Here is a 21012-nt window from a genome sequence, read left to right on the forward strand (position 1 = left end):
TCTTTTAGTATTTTGGCTTTAGAACATACAACTTACCTTTTTCCTTCATTCTTCCAGCATAGTTTAAAGCTTCAGGACCAAATCCCCAAAAAAAGTCAGCTCTTATTTCACCTTTAATTGCACCACCAACATCTGCTGCAACTGTGAGTTTATTTATAGGTTCTTTTGAAATAGGATTTTGTGTATTTAAAAAAACAGGCATTCCCAAAGGAATATATGTTCTATCAACGGCTATATTTCTTTTTGGAGTTAAAACAGTATTTAAGGCTCCTGTAGCTCCTTGATTTGCAACTTTAAAAAAAACATAACTCTCATTTATATTTAAAATATCATCTATTTTTGAAGGATTTTTCAATAACTCTTCTTTTATAGCTTGAACACTTATTTCATCTTTTGAAATTATCTCATTATCAATAAAATATCTTCCAATACTTTTATACTCTCGTCCATTTTGTCCAGCATATCCAATATTTAGAACTTCTCCTGAATCAAGTTGTATTTTTCCACTTCCTTGAACTTGTAAAAAAAATAGATCTATTTTATCATCTACATAAGCTATTGGCTCAAGGTTTTTATTGTTTGGATTTTTTTCTATAGAAGCTCTTGTATCATAAGGAAGAATTTTTTTACCAACTTTTTTTCCAATATTTTTATAACCTTGTAAACTATTTGTATTTGAAAGAACTAAATCTTTTGGGATTTTATAAACTGGATATTTATATCTTTGAGTCTTTATCAAACTTCCATATAAAAGTGGCTCATAATAACCTGTTATCATTCCCTCATCTTTTAAATTATTATCATAAAGTTTATATGCATGAAAGTTTGATACAAAAAACATTGCTCCATCATTTGTATGCTGTGCTTTTTGGCAAACATTTTTTAACTCTTCATATCTTTGCGATTTTTGACAATCTTTTTTGAAAACTTCTAAAGCATGATTTAAATCATCATCAAAAAAACCTTTTATTTGAGAAAAAGGGACTTGTTGCATTCCATTTAAAATATCTTTTTCATATTTTGATTCAAGACTATTTTGTGGATATTTTTTTTCTATTTTTATATTTTCATCTTTTTTTGAACAAGCTGTTACTAAAAAAATAAGCAAACCTAGAAATATTAAATTTTTCATATATTACACTCCATTTGAGAATTTATTGAATGTATCTCTTTTAAACCACAACTTGTACATAAAAATTCTACATCTTTTATGCCAGAGCAACCATGATATTTTAAAACGTTTGTTTTTATTATCTCTTGTGTAAAATTTGTATCACTATTTTTATCAAAAAATACTTTTTTTGTCTCTAAACAACTAGGACAAGTACCACTTAATAGTGAAAAAAGATGATTTTGTTTTGATTTAAAAAAGATATATATTAGAAGTACTACTACTATAAAAAGAATAAAAATATAAATAAGTGTTTGCATAAGGCAGAGTTTTACTCTACCTCAGCATCGATAACATCGTCATCTTTTTTTGCTTTTTGATTTGCATCTGCTCCAGAAGCAGCATCACCATCTTTTTTATACATAGCTTCAGCTAATTTATGAGATTTTTCAGTTAAAACTTTTAACTTCTCTTCAATTTGCTCTTTTGTAGCATTTTCATCTTTTAAAGTCTCTTCTAAATCAGCTGCTGCATCAATAATAGCTTTTTTATCTTCTTCACTAACTACATTTTCATTCTCTTCTAAAGTTTTTTTAGTAGAGTGAAGCATTGCATCTGCTTGATTTCTTACTTCAATTAATGCTTTTTTCTTAGCATCAACATCTTTATTTGCTTCAGCTTCAGCAACCATTTTTGCAATTTCATCATCACTTAATCCAGAACTTCCAGAAATAGTAATTTTATTCTCTTTTCCAGTTCCTTTATCTTTTGCACTTACATTTAAAACACCATTTGCATCAATATCAAACGTTACTTCAATTTGAGGAACACCTCTTGGAGCTGCTGGGATATCTGAAAGTTCAAACATACCTAAAGATTTGTTATCTCTTGCAAACTCTCTCTCACCTTGAGAAACATGAATAGAAACAGCTGGTTGATTATCATCTGCTGTACTAAATACTTGAGATTTTTTAACTGGAATTGTTGTTCCTTTTTCAATAAGTTTTGTCATAACTCCACCTAAAGTCTCAATTCCTAAAGATAGTGGTGTAACATCTAGTAATAATACATCTTTAACATCACCTCTTAAAACTCCAGCTTGAACAGCAGCACCAGCAGCTACAACCTCATCAGGGTTTACACCTTTATTTAAATCTTTTCCAAAGAACTCTCGTACTACTTGGTTTGCTTTTGGTAATCTTGTACTTCCACCAACCATGATAATCTCATCAATATCACCTTTGCTTAAGTTTGCATCTTTTAAAGCAACTTTTATATGCTCTAAAGTTTCATCTATTAACTTCTCAGTCATAGACTCAAATTTAGCTCTTGTTAAAGATTTTACTAAGTGAATTGGTCCTGCATTTCCCATAGAAATAAATGGTAGATTAATCTCTGTTGATTCAGCTGATGATAACTCTTTTTTTGCATTTTCAGCAGCATCTTTTAATCTTTGAAGTGCCATTTTATCATTTTTAACATCAAAACCATTTTCAGCTTTGAACTCATCTGCTAACCAATCAATTATCTTATTATCAAAATCATCTCCACCTAAGAAAGCATTTCCATCTGTACTTAAAACTTCAAAAGTTCCATCTCCAATTTCAAGAACTGTAACGTCAAAAGTTCCTCCACCTAAATCGTAAACTAGAACTTTCTCTTCACCTTTTTTATCTAAGCCGTATGCAAGAGATGCAGCTGTTGGTTCATTGATGATTCTAAGTACATTTAAACCTGCAATTGTTCCAGCTTCTTGAGTTGCTTTTCTTTGTGCATCATTAAAATAAGCAGGAACTGTAATAACAGCATCTGTAACACTACTTCCTAAATACTCTTCAGCATCAGCTTTTAGTTTTCCTAAAATTTTTGCTGAAATCTCTTGTGGAGTATAAACTTTTCCACCAATTTCAACAGCTGCTGCTCCATTTCTATCAACTATTTTATATCCAACTTTACTTTGAGCCTCTTTTGCATTTGGTTCATTCATCATTAAACCCATAATTCTTTTAATAGAATATATAGTTTTTTCTGGATTTGTAATAGCTTGTCTTTTTGCAGGATCTCCTACAAGTACTTCACCTTTATCTGTAAAAGCAACAATAGAAGGAGTTGTATTTTTCCCCTCTTTATTTGGAATAATTTTTGCTTCACCATTTTCGTAAACTGCAACACAAGAGTTTGTTGTTCCTAAATCTATACCAATAACTTTACTCATTTTTTCTTCCTTTTATTAAGTTTTTTTAATTTTAAATTCTATTCATAGTTTATTGACATTTCGGTCAAACAAAACCTTAGAAATATTAGATTTTAGACTAGTTCAAGGCAAACCAAAAATTTAACGACGAAATAGTCAAAATATCTTATTTCTAGTTTGCTATACTAACCATTGATGGTCTTAGCAACCTATCTTTTAACATATAACCTTTTTGTAACTCACTTACAATTTGCCCAGTTTCATGATTTTGGCTATCTACTTGCATTACAGCATTATGTATATTTGGGTCAAACTCACCAGCTGTATCAACTTTTGTGATATTGTGTTTTTCAAATGTTGTAATGAAACTTTTAATTGTAAGTTCAATTCCCTCTTTTAGTTTTGGAAGTAACTCTTCAGCACTTAAATCTGCATTTGCAGAGTTTAAAGCCATTTCCAAAGTATCAAGAGGAGTTAGTAAATCTTTTGCAAATTTTTCACTTGCATAATCAATTGCTTGATATTTTTCTCGTTCTAATCTTTTTTTAATATTTTCAAAATCAGCATGAACTCTTAAAAATTTCTCTTCACTTTGCTTTAAATCCTCTTCAAGCTTAGAAATAATATCTTCCAAACTCTCCTCTTTTTGTTCTTCTTTTGCTTCACAACACTCTTTCGAACTTTCACAACAATTTTGTGTATTTTCTATCTCTTCATTTAAAACTTCATCTTGTTTTAATTCGCTCATTTTATCTCCTTAAAAATTTATAATTTGTTCAAAAAAATATTCATAATCTTTTGATAACTCACCAACAACAAATATTTTATAATCTTCGTTATTGATTTTGCAGAATTTACAAATTCCTATGTAATTTTGTGGTAAAAAACCATCAAAATATAGACCCTCTTTTAACTCATCTAAAATCGAGCCTTTTAGAAATCTATTAATTGTAAACTCATCAAAATCAAAATTTAATGCCAAAGATAAAAACTCTTTGTAATTAAAAATATCAAAATCACTATTTTGTAAAGAGTGGTTTATAGAACTATAAAGCTCATAAGCACCAACATCTTTTGATATTTTTAGAATATCTTTCAAAGAACTTTGCAAAAAATCACTCAAAAATTTATATAAAGCTTGGCTAAATTTTATATTTACAACAAAAGTTGTAAACTCCAAAATTATATATTTATTTTCAACATTTATAATATTTTGTAAAATATCACTTTTCTCTTTTTTTAAAATAACTGTTAATCCAATTTTATTAGCCAAAAACTCTATAGCTTTTATATTAACACCAGAAATTGGAAAATTTAGTTTTCCTATCCAATACTGCTTTAAAGCTTCATTTGTAGGTGTTCTTCCACTACTTATATGCTCTTGAGCTAAAAAACCTTCATCGCCTAATTTTTTAAAATATCCACGAATTGTTGCAGGAGAATACTCTAATTCATACATAGATTTAAGCTCTTTTGAACCTATTGGTTCTAAATGCTCAATATATGCTTTAATAATAGATTGTAATAAGAACTCTTTTTTATCTATCATAAATCCTGCTTTTTCTAAACTTTAGCACTCTATCACATAAACTGCTAAAGAATTATATCTTATTGAGTCAATGTTTGTCAAGTATTTATTCTATAAATTATAAATAGATATATTTTTACTCATTAAGCTTATAAACTCTATTTAGAATTCTCTCCCATTTGTTGTTGTTTTGCCAATCAATGCTTACAATTTGTGTAAATTTATCTTTTGTAAATTGATATGAATTTAGTTCATTAAAAGCTACAACAGGAGTTAAATCATCTCTTTTTGAAAAAGGAAGAACTCTAAAACTAAGATTATCTAAAACTAGTGGAGAAGAGTTTTTATTTTCAACATATAATAAAACCATATGAGTTCCAGCGCTAGCTTCTACATTTACAATTGCCAAATACAAACTCTCTTTTTTTACTCCCAGTTCCAAAAGTGTAAAATATTTTGCTATTGCATAATCTTCACAATCTCCAAAACCTTTAATAAAAAACTCTTTGGGTGTCATCCAATAATCATCTATTCCAACACTTTGACTATCAAATTCAGGTAAAGTTTTATTTATAAAAAAGTTTACTTTCCCTAGTTTTTTATCAATATCAAGATTTTTTGTCTCTTTTTTAAACTCACTATATTTTTCTAATCTTTTTAAAATAGTTTTCTTTTGTTTTGAATTATTTATTATATTTTTATCTTTTGAGTTTAGTGTAAATTCGTATGCAAAGCTATTTGTAAAAAATAAAGAGTTTAAAAAGATTAAAAAAACTAATTTTATCATTTATAAAAAATCCTTGATAGATATAAACCATTTGGACTAATTGGTGTTTTAAATATATTTTTTTCACAGTTTAACTGTTTTTTCAAATCTATTATTGTTAGTTTTTTATCATTAATTGCTATTAAAAATCCTACCATAAGTCGTATTTGGCTTCTTAAATAAGAGTTTGCACAAAATTTTAAAACATAAATATCTTTATATTGATAGAATTTTGTATCAAAAATCTCTCTTTTTGTATTCTCTTTTTGGCTTCCTGTTTTATGAAAATATTTAAAATCATAAACACCAACAAACTCTTTTATGGCACTTTTTAAAAGTTCTTCATCTATATTTTTTATATAAGTTACAAATTTATCATTAAAAGGAGTTGTTGGTTTTGAACTTATTATATATCTGTAAACTCTCTTTTTTGCACTAAATCTTGAGTGGAAATCATCGCTTACTTTCGATATTTTTTTTATTTTAACCGCTTTTGAAAGCTTATTGTTTAAAATCTCTTTTAGTTTTGAAAAATCTTCCCAATAATCTGGGATAAAACAGTTAAAAATCTGCCCTGTAGCATGGACATCTCTATCTGTTCTTCCGCTTAAAACTATTTTTGTATCAATATTTATATTTTTAAAAGCTTTTAAAAGTTCATCTTCAACTGTATTTTTATTTGTTTGCTTTTGACTTCCAAAAAAAGAGCTTCCATCATAAGAGATTTCAAACTTTAAATTCAAATTTAATACTCTTTTTTTGTAGTTTTAGAGTATAAAATATAACTTGCAATTATCCAAATAGTTGGAATAATATACAAAGAGTGCAAGAATAATCTCTCACCAATATATTTAATTAATATAAAATAGATAACAACAGCCAAAACAGAGTATGCAACAGCTCTATTTTTTTCATATCTTGGATTAAAATAACCAAAAATTATAACTAAAAATAGAGATATTAAAGGAAAAATAGATGACAAAATGAAAAATGAAAAATCATCAATATCTTTATTGTTTTTCAAAGCATTTTTCCAAAAATTATAAGATGTATCAAAATTTACTATATCAGAATTTGATACTGAATCATTTATATACATCTCTTTATAATCAATCTGACTAAGCTCTTTATTATCTATTGCAAAAACTTTTCCATTTATTAATTTAAAACTCAAATTGCCTTTTTCATTTTCAAGTATAGCTTCATCGCTTACTATAAAATTTTCTGAATTTTTTTCACTCTTAAAAAGTGTAACTTCTTTATAAACTTTTTCATCTTTTCCATTTATATAAATCAACCAATCACCGAATTTTTGTCCAAATTGACTCTCTTTTATATTAAAACTTGCCTCTTTTTTCTTAATTTCAGAGAAAGTTTTTGTTAAATATTTTGTTTTTGGAATAAGACCTAAAGATATAACTAGTAAAAAAATAGTTAAAATAGCTGTTAAAGGTAAGAAAATTTTAATTATATTTAGCGGGTTTAAACCATAAGATGTAATAACAACCATTTCATATTCGCTTGATAATTTTGACAAACAAATTGTTAATGATATAAAAAAAGATATTGGTAATGTATAAAATACAACTTGCGGAATTGAATAGATATAAAGTTTTAGAAGTTCAAAAGATGTCATTGTAATCACAGAAGTAAGACTTGCGATTTTAACCAAAAAAACAACAGAAGTTATAAAAAAAAGTCCTAAAAATATAGGAAAAAAGCTAATAGCTAATTGTGAGTGTAAATAGTTACTTAATCTCAATAAAAATCCTTAAAAATATTTGATAAACTAAAAAAATACTCCAATAAAAAACCAAAAACGAGAAATGGAATAAAAGGTATCTCAAGGTCATTTTTTATATCTTTATTTTTTATTTTTCTTAGATAAACTGCATAAAACATAGCTGCAATTGCACTTAAAAATATTGCAATAAATGTATTATAAACTCCTAAAATTACACCAAAAGATGCAATCAAAGGAATATCTCCTTCTCCTAGTGCTGCTTGAGTTTTTAAACTCTCATCTTTTAAAAATCTTGATTTTATATTTTGTATATAAAAAGTAACCAAGAAATTTAATATTACAAAAGCTCCAGAAACTATAAAAGCACTTTGTAATGCTTCAAAAATATCAAGATTTGTAATAAAAAAAGATGATAACAATGCAAATAATAAAAGATAATCAGGCACAGCTTTATACTTAAAATCATATAGTGATAAAACTACCAAATTTATCAAATATAGTATTAAAAGTATACTTTGCAAAATACTAAACTCCACCAAATCTTCTTTGTCTTTTATTAAAATCTTCTATTATATTATCTAACTCTTCAATAGTAAAATCAGGCCAAAGTGTTTTTGTAAAAAACATCTCTGCATAAGCATTTTGCCACAACAAATAGTTTGAAAGCCTAATTTCTCCACTTGTTCGTATAAGCAAATCAACATCTCCAAATCCAGCTGTATCAAGACATGACTCAAAGTTTTCTTCATTTACTTCAAGTTTTTTCTCATTTAATTTTTTTATTGCTCTAATTATCTCATCTTTTGAACCATAATTTAGTGCTAAAACTTGAGTAAGACCTGAGTTTTCTAATGTCTTTTCTTCAATATCTCTTATAGTTTTTTGTAAATTTTTTGAAAACTTACTTAAATCTCCTATTGCTTTAAATCTTATACTATTTTGCATAAATGTTTCAAGTTCATTTTTTAAATATTTTTCCAAAAGTTTCATTAAATACTCAACTTCAAGTTTTGGTCTTGTCCAGTTTTCAGTTGAAAAAGCATATAAAGTAAGATATTTAACCCCTATTTTTGCACAATATTTTGTGATATTTCGAACAACTTTTGCTCCAGCTTCATGCCCAGCTGTTCTTTTAAGATCTCTTTGTTTTGCCCATCTTCCATTTCCATCCATAATAATCGCAATATGAGATGGGCAACTAGAGTTAATCATTTTTCAAACTCTTTTTCTAAAGTTTCTAAGATATTTAATGAAATATCTAATTTATCACCACTAAAATGAAAACTTCTATCTTTTAAAATAAGCTCTATATTATTGTTTTGGTTCCCAAAAGTGTTATTTTCATCTAAAATATTTAAGCAAACGGCATCAAGATTTTTATTTTTTAACATATTTTGAGCATTTGTTTTGGCCTCTTTTTTATCCATTTCAGCTTTAAAGCCAATAGAGTAAATTTCACTTTTGTTTAAAGTTGCTAATATATCGATATTTTTATTAAGCTCCAAACTCCAATTATCACCTAAGCTCTCTTTTTTTAGTTTTCCATCAAATTTTTGCTTTGGAATATAATCACTAATAGCAGCTACCATAAATAAAAAACTCTTTTTATCTAATTTGCTCTCTAAAGATAATTTCAAATTTTCAAACATCTGTTGTGCACTAGTTGAAACTTTTAAGTCTATCTCATAAGGTACATTTTCATATCCTCTGCTAGATACTAAACTTACATCAGCACCCAAATAGTAAAGCGCTGTTGCTAAACTTGATGCCATTTTTCCACTTGAAAAGTTTGAAATATATCTTACATCATCAATTTTTTCTATTGTTCCTCCACCACTTAAAACAGCTCTTCTATTTTCCCAGTAAGAAGTTTTTAGAAGTTCTTTGCAAGTTTTATGAAAAATATCAATTGGCTCAAGCATTGCACCATTTCCAACATCTTTACAAACTAACTCTTTTGTTTGTGTTTGTAAAACTTCAAATCCAAATTCTTTTAATTTGTTTATACTTTTAATAGTAATAGGATTTTCAATCATATTTGTATTTGCAGCAGGTGCAATAATAATTTTCTTTTTACAAGCAAGAACTGTTTGAAGTAGTAAATTATCAGCAATTCCACAAGATATTTTATTTATTGTATTTGCACTAGCTGGTGCAATTACTAAAATATCAGCCCATTTTGTTATATCTATATGATTATAATCACTATTTTTATCCCAGTTTTCACTATTTTCATCTAAAATCTTATTTTGACTAATTGCTTCAAAAGTTATTGGATTTATAAACTTTTTAGCACCATCACTCATAATTACTTTTACATTTGCACCAGCTTTTATATAAAGTCTTATTAGCTCTAAACTTTTATATATTGCAATTGAACCAGTAACTCCTATAAGAATTTTTTTATCTTTTAAAATCACTATTTATTTCTCTTCTTTTACTTTTTTGGCTTTATCAAAATGTTTATAAAAATATCCATCAATAGTTTTTGCTTTTGCTCTTGTTAAATAAAGTTCACCTTTTTTTACATTTCCAGTTACTGTTGAACCAGCTGCTATTAAAACATCATCTTCAATTTTTACAGGTGCAACAAATTGTGTGTCACTTCCTACAAAAACATTTTTCCCAATAATTGTTTGATATTTATTTACCCCATCATAATTACAAGTAATTGTTCCACACCCTATATTTGTGCCCTCATCTATAGAACAATCACCAAGATATGATAAATGCCCAGCTTTTACACCATTTAAAATAGCTTTTTTTGTCTCAACAAAGTTTCCAATATGAGTTTTATTTATTTCACTAAGCGGTCGTATTCTTGCCATTGGTCCAACATCACTATCTTTTATAATTGAGTCTTCAACTACACTATTTGTTTTGATATGAGAGTTTATAATTTTTGAGTTTCCAAGCAAACTTACACCATTTTCAATTATACTTTCGCCTTCAATTTCAACACTCTCTTCTATATAGATAGTTTCAGGCAATCTCATAATAACACCAGCTTTTAGAAACTCTTTTTTTATTCTATTTTGATGAATTACCTCAGCATCAGCTAACTCAACTTTTGAATTAACTCCTTTAAAATTCTCTTCATTTACAATCAAAGGTTTTAGAACCTTACCTTGATTAATTGCCATTTCTACTAAATCAGTTATGTAGTACTCTTTTTGGGCATTGTTATTATCTAGTTTTGCTAAGTTTTCAAGTAAAAAATTTGTTTCAAACTGATAAATTCCTGCATTTGCTGTTGTGATTTTAAGCTCTTCAATACTTGCATCTTTTTGTTCAACTATTTTTTTTACATTTTCATTTTCAATAATTACTCTTCCATATCCATCTGCACTTTCAAGCTTCAAAACAGACATTACAATAGTTGCATTTGGTATATCAAATTTCTCTAGCTCACTTGCTTGAATTAGTGGCATATCTGCATTTAAAACCAAAGTTTTCTCATATTTTGGTGTTATTCCCATAACAGCACCACCAGTTCCAGGGTAGTTTTTATGGTCTTGAATTACAAAATTTATGTTTGAAAAATATTTTTCTATTTCAGCTTTTACACGTTCAAATTGGTGATATAAAACAACTGTAATATCATCACTTAATTTTAAAGCCTCTTTAATTGAGTAATAAATCATAGGTTTTCCAGAGATTTTATGTAAAACCTTTGGTATATCTGATTTCATTCTTGTTCCTTGACCAGCTGCAAGGATTATTATAGATTTTTGATTCAAAAAAATTCCTTATTATTTTTTAAGCAAAGCTTCATTTATCTCTTTTTTAAAGTTTGTAACAACTTCAATAAGAGCATTTTTCATCTTACTATCACTAATATCTTCTGCTGCAACTAATTTATCAAGTATCTTCTCTTTACTTTTGAAAAATTCAGCTACTTTTTTATTTTTTGGATTGTTATTGTACATCAAAACTCCAGAAGAAATAAGAGTTATTACAAGTCTAGTATGTCCCAAAATTGCGGCATAGTTTAATATATTAAATCCACTATTATCAGGTTCATTCATATTTGCACCTGCTAGGATTAACCATCTTGCTATCTCATAATTTCCTTTCCATTGAGTGTGATGAAGAGCAGTTCGTCCGTGATTATCTTTTATATCAAGATTTGCTTTTTTTATCATTAATTTTTCAACAATAAGCAAATCATCAGCTATTACAGCTTTATGAATAACAGTTCTTCCATCTTTATCTTGAATATCCATATTTATTCTATACTTTAAAAAATTTTGTAACCTTTTAATAAAATATGCTTTCAAAGTTCTATCTTCTATTCTTAAACCCTCATCAACCATATACATCAAAGGAGTGTTTCCATCGAAATCTTTATAATTTAAATCTACTTTATACTCAACCAAAATATCAAGAATTTCAAAACTATCATAAGGAACCAAATCAAAAACTAGATTTTTTCCATCTACTCTTGTATAGCTTATATCAGCTTCATAAACTAATAGTTTTTTCAATAATATATCAAATCCACCATCTTCTTGTACATATTCATCTAAACTTTGATTTCTTGCTTTTTCGCCTTTTGAGATTAAGATAATTTCTATAAGATTGTCTACAATTGTTCTAAAATATTTGTCTCTTTGGTTTAAATTTGCACCTTTTAGGATTAAAAAATCTATTATTTTATTGTTTGAATAACCTTTTAAAACCTCTATATGAAATAAACTTCTATGATGCTCATCAAAAATATTTAAACTAGCTCCACAATTTAATAGAAACTCTGCATTTGTAAAATTTTTTCTCTCTAACTCTTTTTGTAAAGCAGTTTTTCCATATTTATCTAAAGTATCAACTTTAAATCCTAATTCAATAATTTGAAGAGCTAAAGACGAGTAATCATCTTTTGGATTTATAAGCATATATCTTTTATCTTCAATATCTTTATCATATTTTTGTAAAACCATTATGTAAAAAATTTCATCTAAAATAGATTTATCTCTATTATCAACTACATTAAAGTTTATTCCTCTTTTTGCTAAATGCTTTAGAAGTATCTCATTTTTCATACCTTGCAAAATAGTGTTATATAAAACATTTTGACCATTTTTATCTAAAATATTTAAATTTATTCCAATATTTATCAAAGCTAAAGCAAGTCTTAAATCATCTTTTAAAACAGCTTCAAAAAGTGCTGTTTGTCCATTTTTATCTACTGCATTTATATCTTTTACATTGTCAATAACTTTTTTCAAAGTCTCTAAATTTCCATTTTCTATGGCATCAAAAACTACATTTCTGCCATCACTATCTTTTATATCAAAATCCAAATTGTAGTGCAAAAGTATTTGAAAAACTTTATCATTTCCTAAAAGTACACTATCTTGCAATATTGTTCTACCAGCAGAGTTTTTTCTATTTCCATCAAAACCATTGTCTAGTAAAAATTTTATCATCATAAAATCATATTTTTCACAAGCCTCACTTAGTACTGTTTTGCCAAGTTTATCCTCTTTGTACATATCTATACCTAGGCTTATCAAAATTTTTATTGCGTTAAAATTTTTTTTAGCAGCAAAGAAAAAAAGATAATTTCTTCCTTTTTCATCAACTGCATTTATATTTACACCATTTGCAATATATTTTTTGAGTTTATCGATATTGATATTTGAAGACATCAACTCTTTTACAAATGCATCTTCATCGGCCCTAAAAAAACCTAGCACAATACTTTCCTTATTCTAAATATTCATCTTTATATTTATCTTCATTATGGATATATTCTATCAAAAAATATATTAAACTCTTTTTCTTCTTCTAGAGTAAGAATTATTGTTTTTATCCTCTTTATCTTTATAAAAAGGTTTTTCATCTCTTTTTTCATCTATTAAAACACCTTTTAAAGATTTTTCAATAAATCTATTAAAAGATTCTCTCAAAATAAAAGCCTTATCATGGTCAGGAAAAAGATCAGGCAGTTTATACGAAAGCCAAAGATATAAAGATATTTTTTTCACTTCATCTTCAACCAAAAGCAGATCTTTTTGTGTAATTGCCTTTTTTGGTAAAGTAATTGATGGTTTATAATGATTTGGTCTTTTTTTAATCACACTTGCAATATATGAGCTATAAGCTTGAACTATAATAGTTGATTTTGTAGTAATTGGAGCTTGTGCCAAAAGATATTTCTCTTCTAAACTCAAACCATCTTTACTATCAACAATTCTTGAAGCTTCAAGCATACTTGATAGATTTGCAGCTTCAAAAGGACCAGCAAATTTCATATTTAAAGCAAAAAAATTTAAAACTTTTGTAAGTGATTTTGTCTTTAAATGCATTGAAAGATTTTCTAGTTGAGAGTTATTTATTTTTACTTTAAATGGTGGTTTTATTGTTTTTATAGAAGCTGTAAACTCCTCTTTTATATACTCTAAAACATCTCTTCGTGTAGCTCCTAAATATCCAGCTTCAAATAATCCAAATCTTCCAGCACGACCTGCTATTTGAACTATCTCATTTACACTTATTTTTCTTTTACTAACTCCATCAAATTTTGTATCAGTTGTGAAAAGTATAGTTTTTATAGGTAAATTTAATCCCATACTAATAGCATCTGTTGCAATTAAAATTTGACTCTCACCTCGTCTAAATCTACTTGCTTCATCACGTCTAACCTCAGGAGAAAGATTTCCATAAATTACAGATACAGAGTATTTTTTTTGCAGTTTTTGTTTTAGTTTTAAAACTTCGGCTCTTGAAAAAGCTATCAAAGCTGTTCCTTTTTCAAGTTTTTCAAGAGGTGTCCATTTTTCAAGAACCAACAAAGGATTTTTTCTTTTATGTCTTACAACCTCTAGCTCTTCATCTAAATATTGAACTATCTTTTTTACAGCTTCAAGAGCATTTACACTTCCAGTCATAATAACTTTTTTAGCAGGAACTCCAATAATAGCATTCACCCAAGCCCAACCTCTATCGTTGTCTTCAAGCATTTGAACTTCATCAATAACTGCAACATCAACTTCAAGGTCAAAATCCAACATCTCAATTGTTGAGCAAATATGAGCTGCTTCTTCATTTAAAATCTGCTCTTCACCTGTGATTAATGAAGCATCAATATTTGACTCTTTTAAATCTTCATACCCTTCAAGTGCCAAAAGTCTCAAAGGTGCAAGATACAATCCACTATTTGCCTCTTTTAATTTTTTCATAGCATTATAAGTTTTTCCACTATTTGTTGGGCCAACATAAAATTCTAATTTTCGATTCATACTTCTTGCTAGTGGATAAAGTGTTTTTAAATCACAATTTAATAAATCTTTTAGTTGTTCTTGCCAATTTTCTTTCATTTTATAAATAACTCTCTTTTCTGTGTAAAACTCTACCAATTATTAAATTATCATCTTCAATATCAAAAAGAACTCTATAATCACCAATTCTATATCTATATGCTGGTTCAAAATTTGTTAATTTTTTAATATTTGTAAGATTTGGAAATTTTTTAAGCTCTAATATTTTTTTCTCAATTTTTGTTTTAAAAGGTTCGCTAATAGATTTTAAATCTTTTATAGCGCTACTTCTAATTACAATTTTCATTTTTTAAATACTCTTCAAAATCTATTGTTTCATCTTCTCTTGAAGCTTTTAAAAGTTTTAAATCATCTAAATCCTCTTTAGAAACTATCTCTAATCCATCATTTTTAAAATGTTCTAAAAGCCATAAAACTTTATCTTTTAAAATTTCATCTTTTATATTTATTACAAATGAGTTCATAAAGTCTCCTTTTTTAAAATTCCTAAATTATATCTACTTTTACCAATATTTACATATAATACGAACTTTAAAAAAAGGATAAAATCTTATGAACTGTAAATATTTTGGCTCTTGTGCTTCTTGTACACTTTATGATAAAAATTATGATGAACAACTAAACTACAAAATCCAAAGAGAAAAAAATAGATTTTCAAATATTGTAAATTGCGATTTTGATATTATAAAAAGTGCTTCAAAAAACTTTAGAAATAGAGCTGAATTTAGGATTTGGTGGGAAAAAGATGAGCAAAATAACAAAGATATTTTAACTTACGCTATGAATGATTTTAATAAAGAGATTTTAAAAATCGATTCATGTGAGATAGTAAGCGAAGATATAAAAAATCTTATGCCAAAACTCTTAACTGAGCTTGAAAAATCTATGATTTTGTCTTTTAGGCTTTTTGCTATTGAGTTTTTGGTTAGTTCAACTTCTGATATGCTTGTAACTTTGATTTATCACAAAAAACTTGAAGATGAGTGGATAAATCTTGCACGTGAAATTGAGCAAAAATTAAATATAAAAATAATTGGAAGAAGCAGAAAACAAAAAATAGTTTTAAGTAGCGATTTTATAAACGAGAGCTTAAATATAAACAATCAAGAGTTCAAATTTGCCTATGAAGAGAATGGTTTTACTCAACCAAATACTTCTGTAAATATAAAAATGATTGAGTGGGTTTTAAATAATATAGAAAAGTCAAATAAAGATTTATGCGAACTTTATTGTGGTGGTGGAAACTTTACAATTCCACTTTCAAAAAAATTCAATAAAGTATTAGCAACAGAGATTTCAAAAACATCGATAAAATCAGCTTTGAGAAATTGTAGTTTAAATGGTATAAACAATATTGAATTTATAAGAATGAGCTCTGAAGAGTTTGTTGAGGCTTTAAATGAAGTTAGAGTTTTTAATAGATTAAAAAATATAGATTTAAAATCTTATGATTTTGATACTATTTTTATGGACCCACCAAGAAGTGGACTTGATGATACAACAAGAGCTTTAGCAAAAAATTTCGAAAATATTATCTATATATCTTGCAACCCTGAAACTTTACATAGAGACTTAGAAGAGCTTTTAAAAACCCATAAAATAGTAAGATTTGCCCTATTTGACCAGTTTGCATATAGTGAGCATATAGAGTGTGGTGTGATTTTGGAAAAATATAGTTTTGTAGTATAATCAAAAATCAAAATAAAAGGAGAACTTATGAGTATATCTTCAACTTTACGACTAAATGCAAATGAATTAGATAATAATTTCGTTGAATCTATTAAAACTCTTTTTAAAGGAAAAGATATAGAAATAGTTACAAAAGTTATTGATAAAGAATTTGAAAAAGAAAAACTAGAATATCAACAAGCTTTAAAAGATGTTGAAGCTGGAATAGTACTTGAATTAGATGAAGATTATTGGAAAAATATTGATAAGTATATAGAAAAATGAAAATACTATATTCAGAAAAATTCAATATGGATTTAAAATCTATTTTAGATTTCATATCTGAAGATAGCAAGAAAAATGCAAAACAGTTTGCTAAAGATTTAAGAGAAATTATAAATCAAATTCCACCATTTTTATATAAATATAGACAATCTATCTATTTTGATAATATTTCAATTAGAGATTGTATGTTTAAAGGATATGTAATACCTTACAAAATATCTAAAAACTCAATTACTCTTTTAGGAATTACAAAATATAAAGAAAACTTGTAAAAGCAAAATTAATTTAAACTAATTTTAAGAAAAGTTATATAATACTTCGTTTATAAATTTAGGGTTGAATTCAATCCGAAGAGAGTAAAAGAGATTTTACAATCTATGCTAGGTAAAACTAGAATGTTTTTAGGCTTGAATATTTTTACAATATTCATAAAATATTTTACAAATTCATAAAGGAATTATTATGAGAATTAATACAAACGTATCTTCACTTGGTGCTCAAGAAGCATCTAAAAATACAAATGCTAACATAAGTAGCTCTTTAGAAAAACTTAGTTCTGGTTTAAAAATAAACAAGGCTTCTGATGATGCTTCTGGTCTTGCTATTGCTGATAAACTAAGAACTCAAGCTTCAAGTATAAATCAAGGTGTTGCAAATGGTAATTCAGCAATATCTCTTTTACAAATAGCTGATAAGTCTATGGCTGAGCAATCAAAAATTTTAGATACTGTGAAATCTAAATTAATTCAAGCAAATACGGCAACTACTTCAGCTGACGGTAGAGAATCAATTAGAAAAGATATTAATAAATTATTAACTCAACTAGATAATATAGCAAAACAAACAAATTATAATGGTACTAATCTAATATCTAATTCTGCTGGTAATGCTGCTGCTGCAACACTTAATTTCCAAGTTGGAGAGAAGAGCACCGATATTATTACTATGTCAGCAGTTGATTCTAATACTACAGGATTAGGTGTTGATTCTCTTAAAGGACTTGGTGCAAATGCACTAACTTCTTCTTTAGCAGGATCTAACCAAGCTACAGTTGATACTGCTATTACTAGGCTAAATGGATACAGAGGAGACATAGGTTCTACTCAAAATCAAGTTGAATCAGCTGTAAGAAACTTAATGACTCAGGCTACAAATATAAAAGCAGCTGAGTCTGTTATTAGAGATGTTGATTATGCTGAAGAGAGTGCAAACTTTAATAAACTAAACATAGTTTCTCAAGCTGGTTCTTATGCAATCAGCCAAGCGAATGCTACTCAACAAAACGTTCTTAGACTACTTCAGTAGTTTGGAAATTGGACTTTAGTCCAATCTTTAATATAATAATGGGACTTAAGTCCCTGTTCCGAATAAGTTCTCTTTTATTAAAAAGTGGAGAAAAATCTCCACTTTTTCTTTTTTTAATATTCATTTAAACTAATTTTATGAATTAGTTTGTAATAATTGTCTAATAAAGTTTTATTTACACTAAAATAAATCAAAAATAAGGACAAACTTATGAAAATTAACACAAACGTATCTTCACTTACAGCTCAAGAAGCAGCTAAAAATACAAATGCTAGTATAAGTAGCTCTTTAGAAAAATTAAGTACGGGTTTAAAAATCAATAAAGCTAGTGATGATGCTTCTGGTCTTGCAATTGCTGATAAACTTAGAACTCAAGCTACAAGTATAAATCAAGGTGTTGCAAATGGTAATTCAGCAATATCTCTTTTACAAATTGCTGATAAATCTATGGCTGAGCAATCAAAAATTCTAGATACTGTAAAATCAAAACTAATTCAAGCAAATACTTCAACTACTTCAGCTGACGGTAGAGAATCAATTAGAAAAGATATTAATAAGTTATTGACTCAATTAGATAATATAGCAAAACAAACAAATTATAATAGTACTAATCTAATATCTAATGCAGCTGGTAATGCAGCTGGTGTTCCTCTAAATTTCCAAATTGGAGAGAAAAGCACGGATATTATTAGCATGGGTGCTGTAAATTCTAATACTACTGGATTAGGTATTAATGCTCTGGCAACACTTGGTGCAAATTTACTAACTTCTGGTCTAGCAGCATCTAACCAAACTACAGTTGATACTGCTATTACAACACTAAATGGATACAGAGGAGACATAGGTTCTACTCAAAATCAAGTTGAATCAGCTGTTAGAAACTTAATGACTCAAGCTACAAATATTAAAAATGCTGAGTCTGTTATTAGAGATGTTGATTATGCCGAAGAGAGTGCAAACTTTAACAAACTAAACATAGTTTCTCAAGCTGGTTCTTATGCAATCAGCCAGGCGAATGCTGTTTCTCAAAATGTTCTTAGACTACTTCAGTAGTCTAAGTTTATTAAACTACTCTTTTTAGACACAAAATATAATCATCTATTAAAACTTCTATTTGATTTATAAAAATTTCTTTTATTTTTTGTACTTTTTTATATTCTTGGTTTAACCCTCTATCATTAAAATGATAATTTAGATACGGTATAACTATCTCTATATATTTATATAATACTAAAAATAAAGGGTAATCAAAATCTTTAATTAAATATATAAAGTTTATTGATACTTCTCTAAATTCTAAAAAACTTTTGTTTTCAGTTGCCTTAAGTTCATCTAAATAGTTTTTTATATCTTTCTCTAAAATAGTTATTTTTGTTATATATTTTTGTTTATCTTCAATACTAAAACTATTTTTTATAAAAAATTTTAGCTTCTCTTTTATATTTAAACTATCTTTATCTATTTTTTCAAACTCTTTTATATTCAGATTATCTATTTTTTGTGGAATAGTTCCTTGAAAAAATGCACCACTAGAAGATAGATTAAATATTTTTGTATCGCTTTTCTTATTAATTAAAATCTCTTGCAAATAATATATAGAATTATAAAAAGTTGGAATAGTAGAAACTTGTGTTTTTAAATTACCTTTTACTTTAAAAATTGTTTTTCTATTTTCTAAAATATTTTCTTTATTTTCTCTATTTAAATTAACTTTTCTTATTCCAGAACCAGCTTCTTTAGAGTGTGTTTCTCCTGTATCTTGGTTTAATGCTAAATCAAGTCCTACAAGATAAATACTTTTTATATTTAATTGTAAAAGAATATATAATGTTATTTCTCCTATACTAAAACCTTCTACAGTATCTATTTCTTCAAAAAAAGAGCCAAGTCCTTCATATAGAATTAAATTTTTATCTTTTAATCTTTTTAAAATCTTTTCATTAGTTAAGGTAGAAGCTAGAAAAACTGTATTTTTATCTGCTTTTTCTATCGTTGATTCTGGAAATTGAATTCTTTCTAGCCATTTTTGCTCATCAACAGTTGTTACTAAATCTACTTTAATTTCTCTATTTAGAAGCTTTTTATATACCGAACCAATAGTTACAATAAAAAACTTATCCTGATTTTGTTTAATCCACTCTATATTTTCATCCAAAGATGGACCAGCTGCTAAATATAAAACTGGTATATCTTCCAAAGCCTTAAAGCCTTGCTTAGTTTTATTAAACTGTAAAAAATAATATTTATCTTTTATATATTTTGTAGTTCTATTTAAGTAAACATAGATATACCTCAAATAACTATATTGAGAGCTTCTCATAGAAGATAGAATTGCTATAAATAAATCTAAATAATCTTGTAAATAGTTTCCTATTTCTAAATATTTTATAGCGTAGTTTGAAAATCTATTAAAATCTAAAAATTGTTTGATTTTTTTTTCTACTTCAGTAGTATCATCCATAATAGAAAAAATAACACCTTTATTTGCAATAATTTTATAATCTAAAGTAAACAAAGATAGTCTAAAAGTCTCAAGATTTTTTTCAAAAATCATATATGATTCAGCATTAATTTTTTGTGCAATTTCTGGAATATGCCTTCCTGTTAAGACTCCAAAAAAAACAAATTTTTCTATTTTTTTATACTTTTTAGTTGGATTATCTACATAATCATTTAAGGCTATTGAAAATTCTTGCATGTTTTTTTGTAACAATGAGTCATACTCTCCAACTTGTTCATTTGACAAATTTATACTTGGACTATTTTTATATCTTCTAAAATGGTTTTCTATATTCAAAATAGTTTTTGAACTTGAAAAATCTACATTTTTTATCAATTCATTATTTATTTTTGTTGGTTTTTTCCCATACAAATATTTATTTGTTTGATTATCAAAAATATCAAAATCACCATTTTCCTTGATAAATTCCAACTCATATCTCTCTTTATATTCACCTGTTTCAATCATTCTTGATAGTTTTTCAACTCTTTGAAAAAGATCATTGTCATACTCACTTAAAAAAGCCATATTTGCTAGGAAAGTGGTTGTAAGAGCATTTTGTAATTTGATTTCTTCATCTGTCATAGTTTATTACCTTTTAATCTATTTTTAATTATAAAGAATTGCATTA

The 21012-nt window shown here is 26.9% G+C and carries 22 protein-coding genes; 5 read left to right on the top strand and 17 right to left on the bottom strand.

Annotation, left to right across the window (positions count from 1 at the left end; all coding sequences use genetic code 11):
• Positions 1-4: 4 nt before the first annotated feature.
• The 16 genes from mltA to CJ670_RS03945 form a co-directional block, all read right to left on the bottom strand.
• On the bottom strand, positions 5-1132 hold the full coding sequence (mltA, locus tag CJ670_RS03870; protein ID WP_105938911.1) for a murein transglycosylase A: 1128 nt from the start codon (positions 1130-1132) through the stop codon (positions 5-7).
• A complete protein-coding gene (locus CJ670_RS03875; protein ID WP_105938912.1) occupies positions 1129-1431 on the bottom strand; it encodes a hypothetical protein in 303 nt (100 codons plus the stop codon). Before CJ670_RS03875 ends, mltA begins: the two co-directional genes overlap by 4 nt.
• Before the next feature lie 11 nt (positions 1432-1442).
• Positions 1443-3326, bottom strand: coding sequence for a molecular chaperone DnaK (gene dnaK / locus CJ670_RS03880; RefSeq protein ID WP_105938913.1), 1884 nt, complete (start codon positions 3324-3326; stop codon positions 1443-1445).
• Between the two features lie 151 nt (positions 3327-3477).
• Positions 3478-4053, bottom strand: coding sequence for a nucleotide exchange factor GrpE (gene grpE / locus CJ670_RS03885; RefSeq protein ID WP_105938914.1), 576 nt, complete (start codon positions 4051-4053; stop codon positions 3478-3480).
• Positions 4054-4062: 9 nt separating this feature from the next.
• Complete coding sequence (locus CJ670_RS03890) at positions 4063-4854, bottom strand: heat-shock protein (RefSeq protein ID WP_105938915.1); 792 nt, start codon at positions 4852-4854, stop codon at positions 4063-4065.
• A 115-nt stretch (positions 4855-4969) separates the two neighbouring features.
• Entirely contained in the window at positions 4970-5620 is a 651-nt protein-coding gene (locus CJ670_RS03895) for a transglutaminase-like cysteine peptidase (RefSeq protein ID WP_105938916.1), read from the bottom strand.
• Complete coding sequence (gene truA / locus CJ670_RS03900) at positions 5617-6342, bottom strand: tRNA pseudouridine(38-40) synthase TruA (protein ID WP_105938917.1); 726 nt, start codon at positions 6340-6342, stop codon at positions 5617-5619. Before truA ends, CJ670_RS03895 begins: the two co-directional genes overlap by 4 nt.
• Before the next feature lie 2 nt (positions 6343-6344).
• On the bottom strand, positions 6345-7361 hold the full coding sequence (locus tag CJ670_RS03905) for an LptF/LptG family permease (protein ID WP_105938918.1): 1017 nt from the start codon (positions 7359-7361) through the stop codon (positions 6345-6347).
• Complete coding sequence (locus CJ670_RS03910; protein WP_228154197.1) at positions 7358-7864, bottom strand: prepilin peptidase; 507 nt, start codon at positions 7862-7864, stop codon at positions 7358-7360. Before CJ670_RS03910 ends, CJ670_RS03905 begins: the two co-directional genes overlap by 4 nt.
• 4 nt (positions 7865-7868) lie before the next feature.
• Positions 7869-8555 carry a di-trans,poly-cis-decaprenylcistransferase gene (locus tag CJ670_RS03915; RefSeq protein ID WP_105938920.1) on the bottom strand — a complete coding sequence of 229 codons (687 nt, stop codon included), beginning with the start codon at positions 8553-8555 and terminating at the stop codon, positions 7869-7871.
• Entirely contained in the window at positions 8552-9763 is a 1212-nt protein-coding gene (coaBC, locus tag CJ670_RS03920; RefSeq protein ID WP_105938921.1) for a bifunctional phosphopantothenoylcysteine decarboxylase/phosphopantothenate--cysteine ligase CoaBC, read from the bottom strand. Before coaBC ends, CJ670_RS03915 begins: the two co-directional genes overlap by 4 nt.
• 3 nt (positions 9764-9766) lie before the next feature.
• Entirely contained in the window at positions 9767-11083 is a 1317-nt protein-coding gene (gene glmU, locus CJ670_RS03925) for a bifunctional UDP-N-acetylglucosamine diphosphorylase/glucosamine-1-phosphate N-acetyltransferase GlmU (RefSeq protein WP_105938922.1), read from the bottom strand.
• Between the two features lie 12 nt (positions 11084-11095).
• Positions 11096-13039, bottom strand: a complete 1944-nt coding sequence (locus CJ670_RS03930) for an ankyrin repeat domain-containing protein (RefSeq protein ID WP_105938923.1) — start codon at positions 13037-13039, stop codon at positions 11096-11098.
• Positions 13040-13111: 72 nt separating this feature from the next.
• Positions 13112-14662, bottom strand: coding sequence for a helicase-related protein (locus CJ670_RS03935; protein ID WP_105938924.1), 1551 nt, complete (start codon positions 14660-14662; stop codon positions 13112-13114).
• Between the two features lies 1 nt (position 14663).
• A complete protein-coding gene (locus CJ670_RS03940) occupies positions 14664-14909 on the bottom strand; it encodes a type II toxin-antitoxin system RelE family toxin (RefSeq protein WP_066221451.1) in 246 nt (81 codons plus the stop codon).
• Entirely contained in the window at positions 14893-15087 is a 195-nt protein-coding gene (locus tag CJ670_RS03945; protein ID WP_066221448.1) for a hypothetical protein, read from the bottom strand. Before CJ670_RS03945 ends, CJ670_RS03940 begins: the two co-directional genes overlap by 17 nt.
• 88 nt (positions 15088-15175) lie before the next feature.
• Between CJ670_RS03945 and trmA the strand changes: the two genes are divergently transcribed.
• From trmA to CJ670_RS03970, 5 genes are all read left to right on the top strand, one after another.
• Positions 15176-16312, top strand: coding sequence for a tRNA (uridine(54)-C5)-methyltransferase TrmA (gene trmA, locus CJ670_RS03950; protein WP_105938925.1), 1137 nt, complete (start codon positions 15176-15178; stop codon positions 16310-16312).
• Positions 16313-16339: 27 nt separating this feature from the next.
• The gene (locus tag CJ670_RS03955; RefSeq protein WP_066168219.1) at positions 16340-16576 is read left to right on the top strand and encodes a hypothetical protein; all 237 of its coding nucleotides are present in this window, start codon (positions 16340-16342) and stop codon (positions 16574-16576) included.
• Positions 16573-16848, top strand: coding sequence for a type II toxin-antitoxin system RelE/ParE family toxin (locus tag CJ670_RS03960; RefSeq protein WP_105913310.1), 276 nt, complete (start codon positions 16573-16575; stop codon positions 16846-16848). Before CJ670_RS03955 ends, CJ670_RS03960 begins: the two co-directional genes overlap by 4 nt.
• Positions 16849-17038: 190 nt before the next feature.
• The gene (locus tag CJ670_RS03965) at positions 17039-17881 is read left to right on the top strand and encodes a flagellin (RefSeq protein ID WP_105938926.1); all 843 of its coding nucleotides are present in this window, start codon (positions 17039-17041) and stop codon (positions 17879-17881) included.
• Positions 17882-18091: 210 nt separating this feature from the next.
• Positions 18092-18934, top strand: a complete 843-nt coding sequence (locus CJ670_RS03970) for a flagellin (protein ID WP_105938927.1) — start codon at positions 18092-18094, stop codon at positions 18932-18934.
• Positions 18935-18944: 10 nt separating this feature from the next.
• On the opposite strand, the gene CJ670_RS03975 is transcribed toward CJ670_RS03970, so the two are convergent.
• A complete protein-coding gene (locus CJ670_RS03975) occupies positions 18945-20966 on the bottom strand; it encodes a motility associated factor glycosyltransferase family protein (protein ID WP_105938928.1) in 2022 nt (673 codons plus the stop codon).
• Positions 20967-21012 lie beyond the last annotated feature (46 nt).

The organism is Arcobacter cryaerophilus gv. crypticus (assembly GCF_002993025.1).
Taxonomy (GTDB): Bacteria; Campylobacterota; Campylobacteria; order Campylobacterales; family Arcobacteraceae; genus Aliarcobacter; species Aliarcobacter cryaerophilus_B.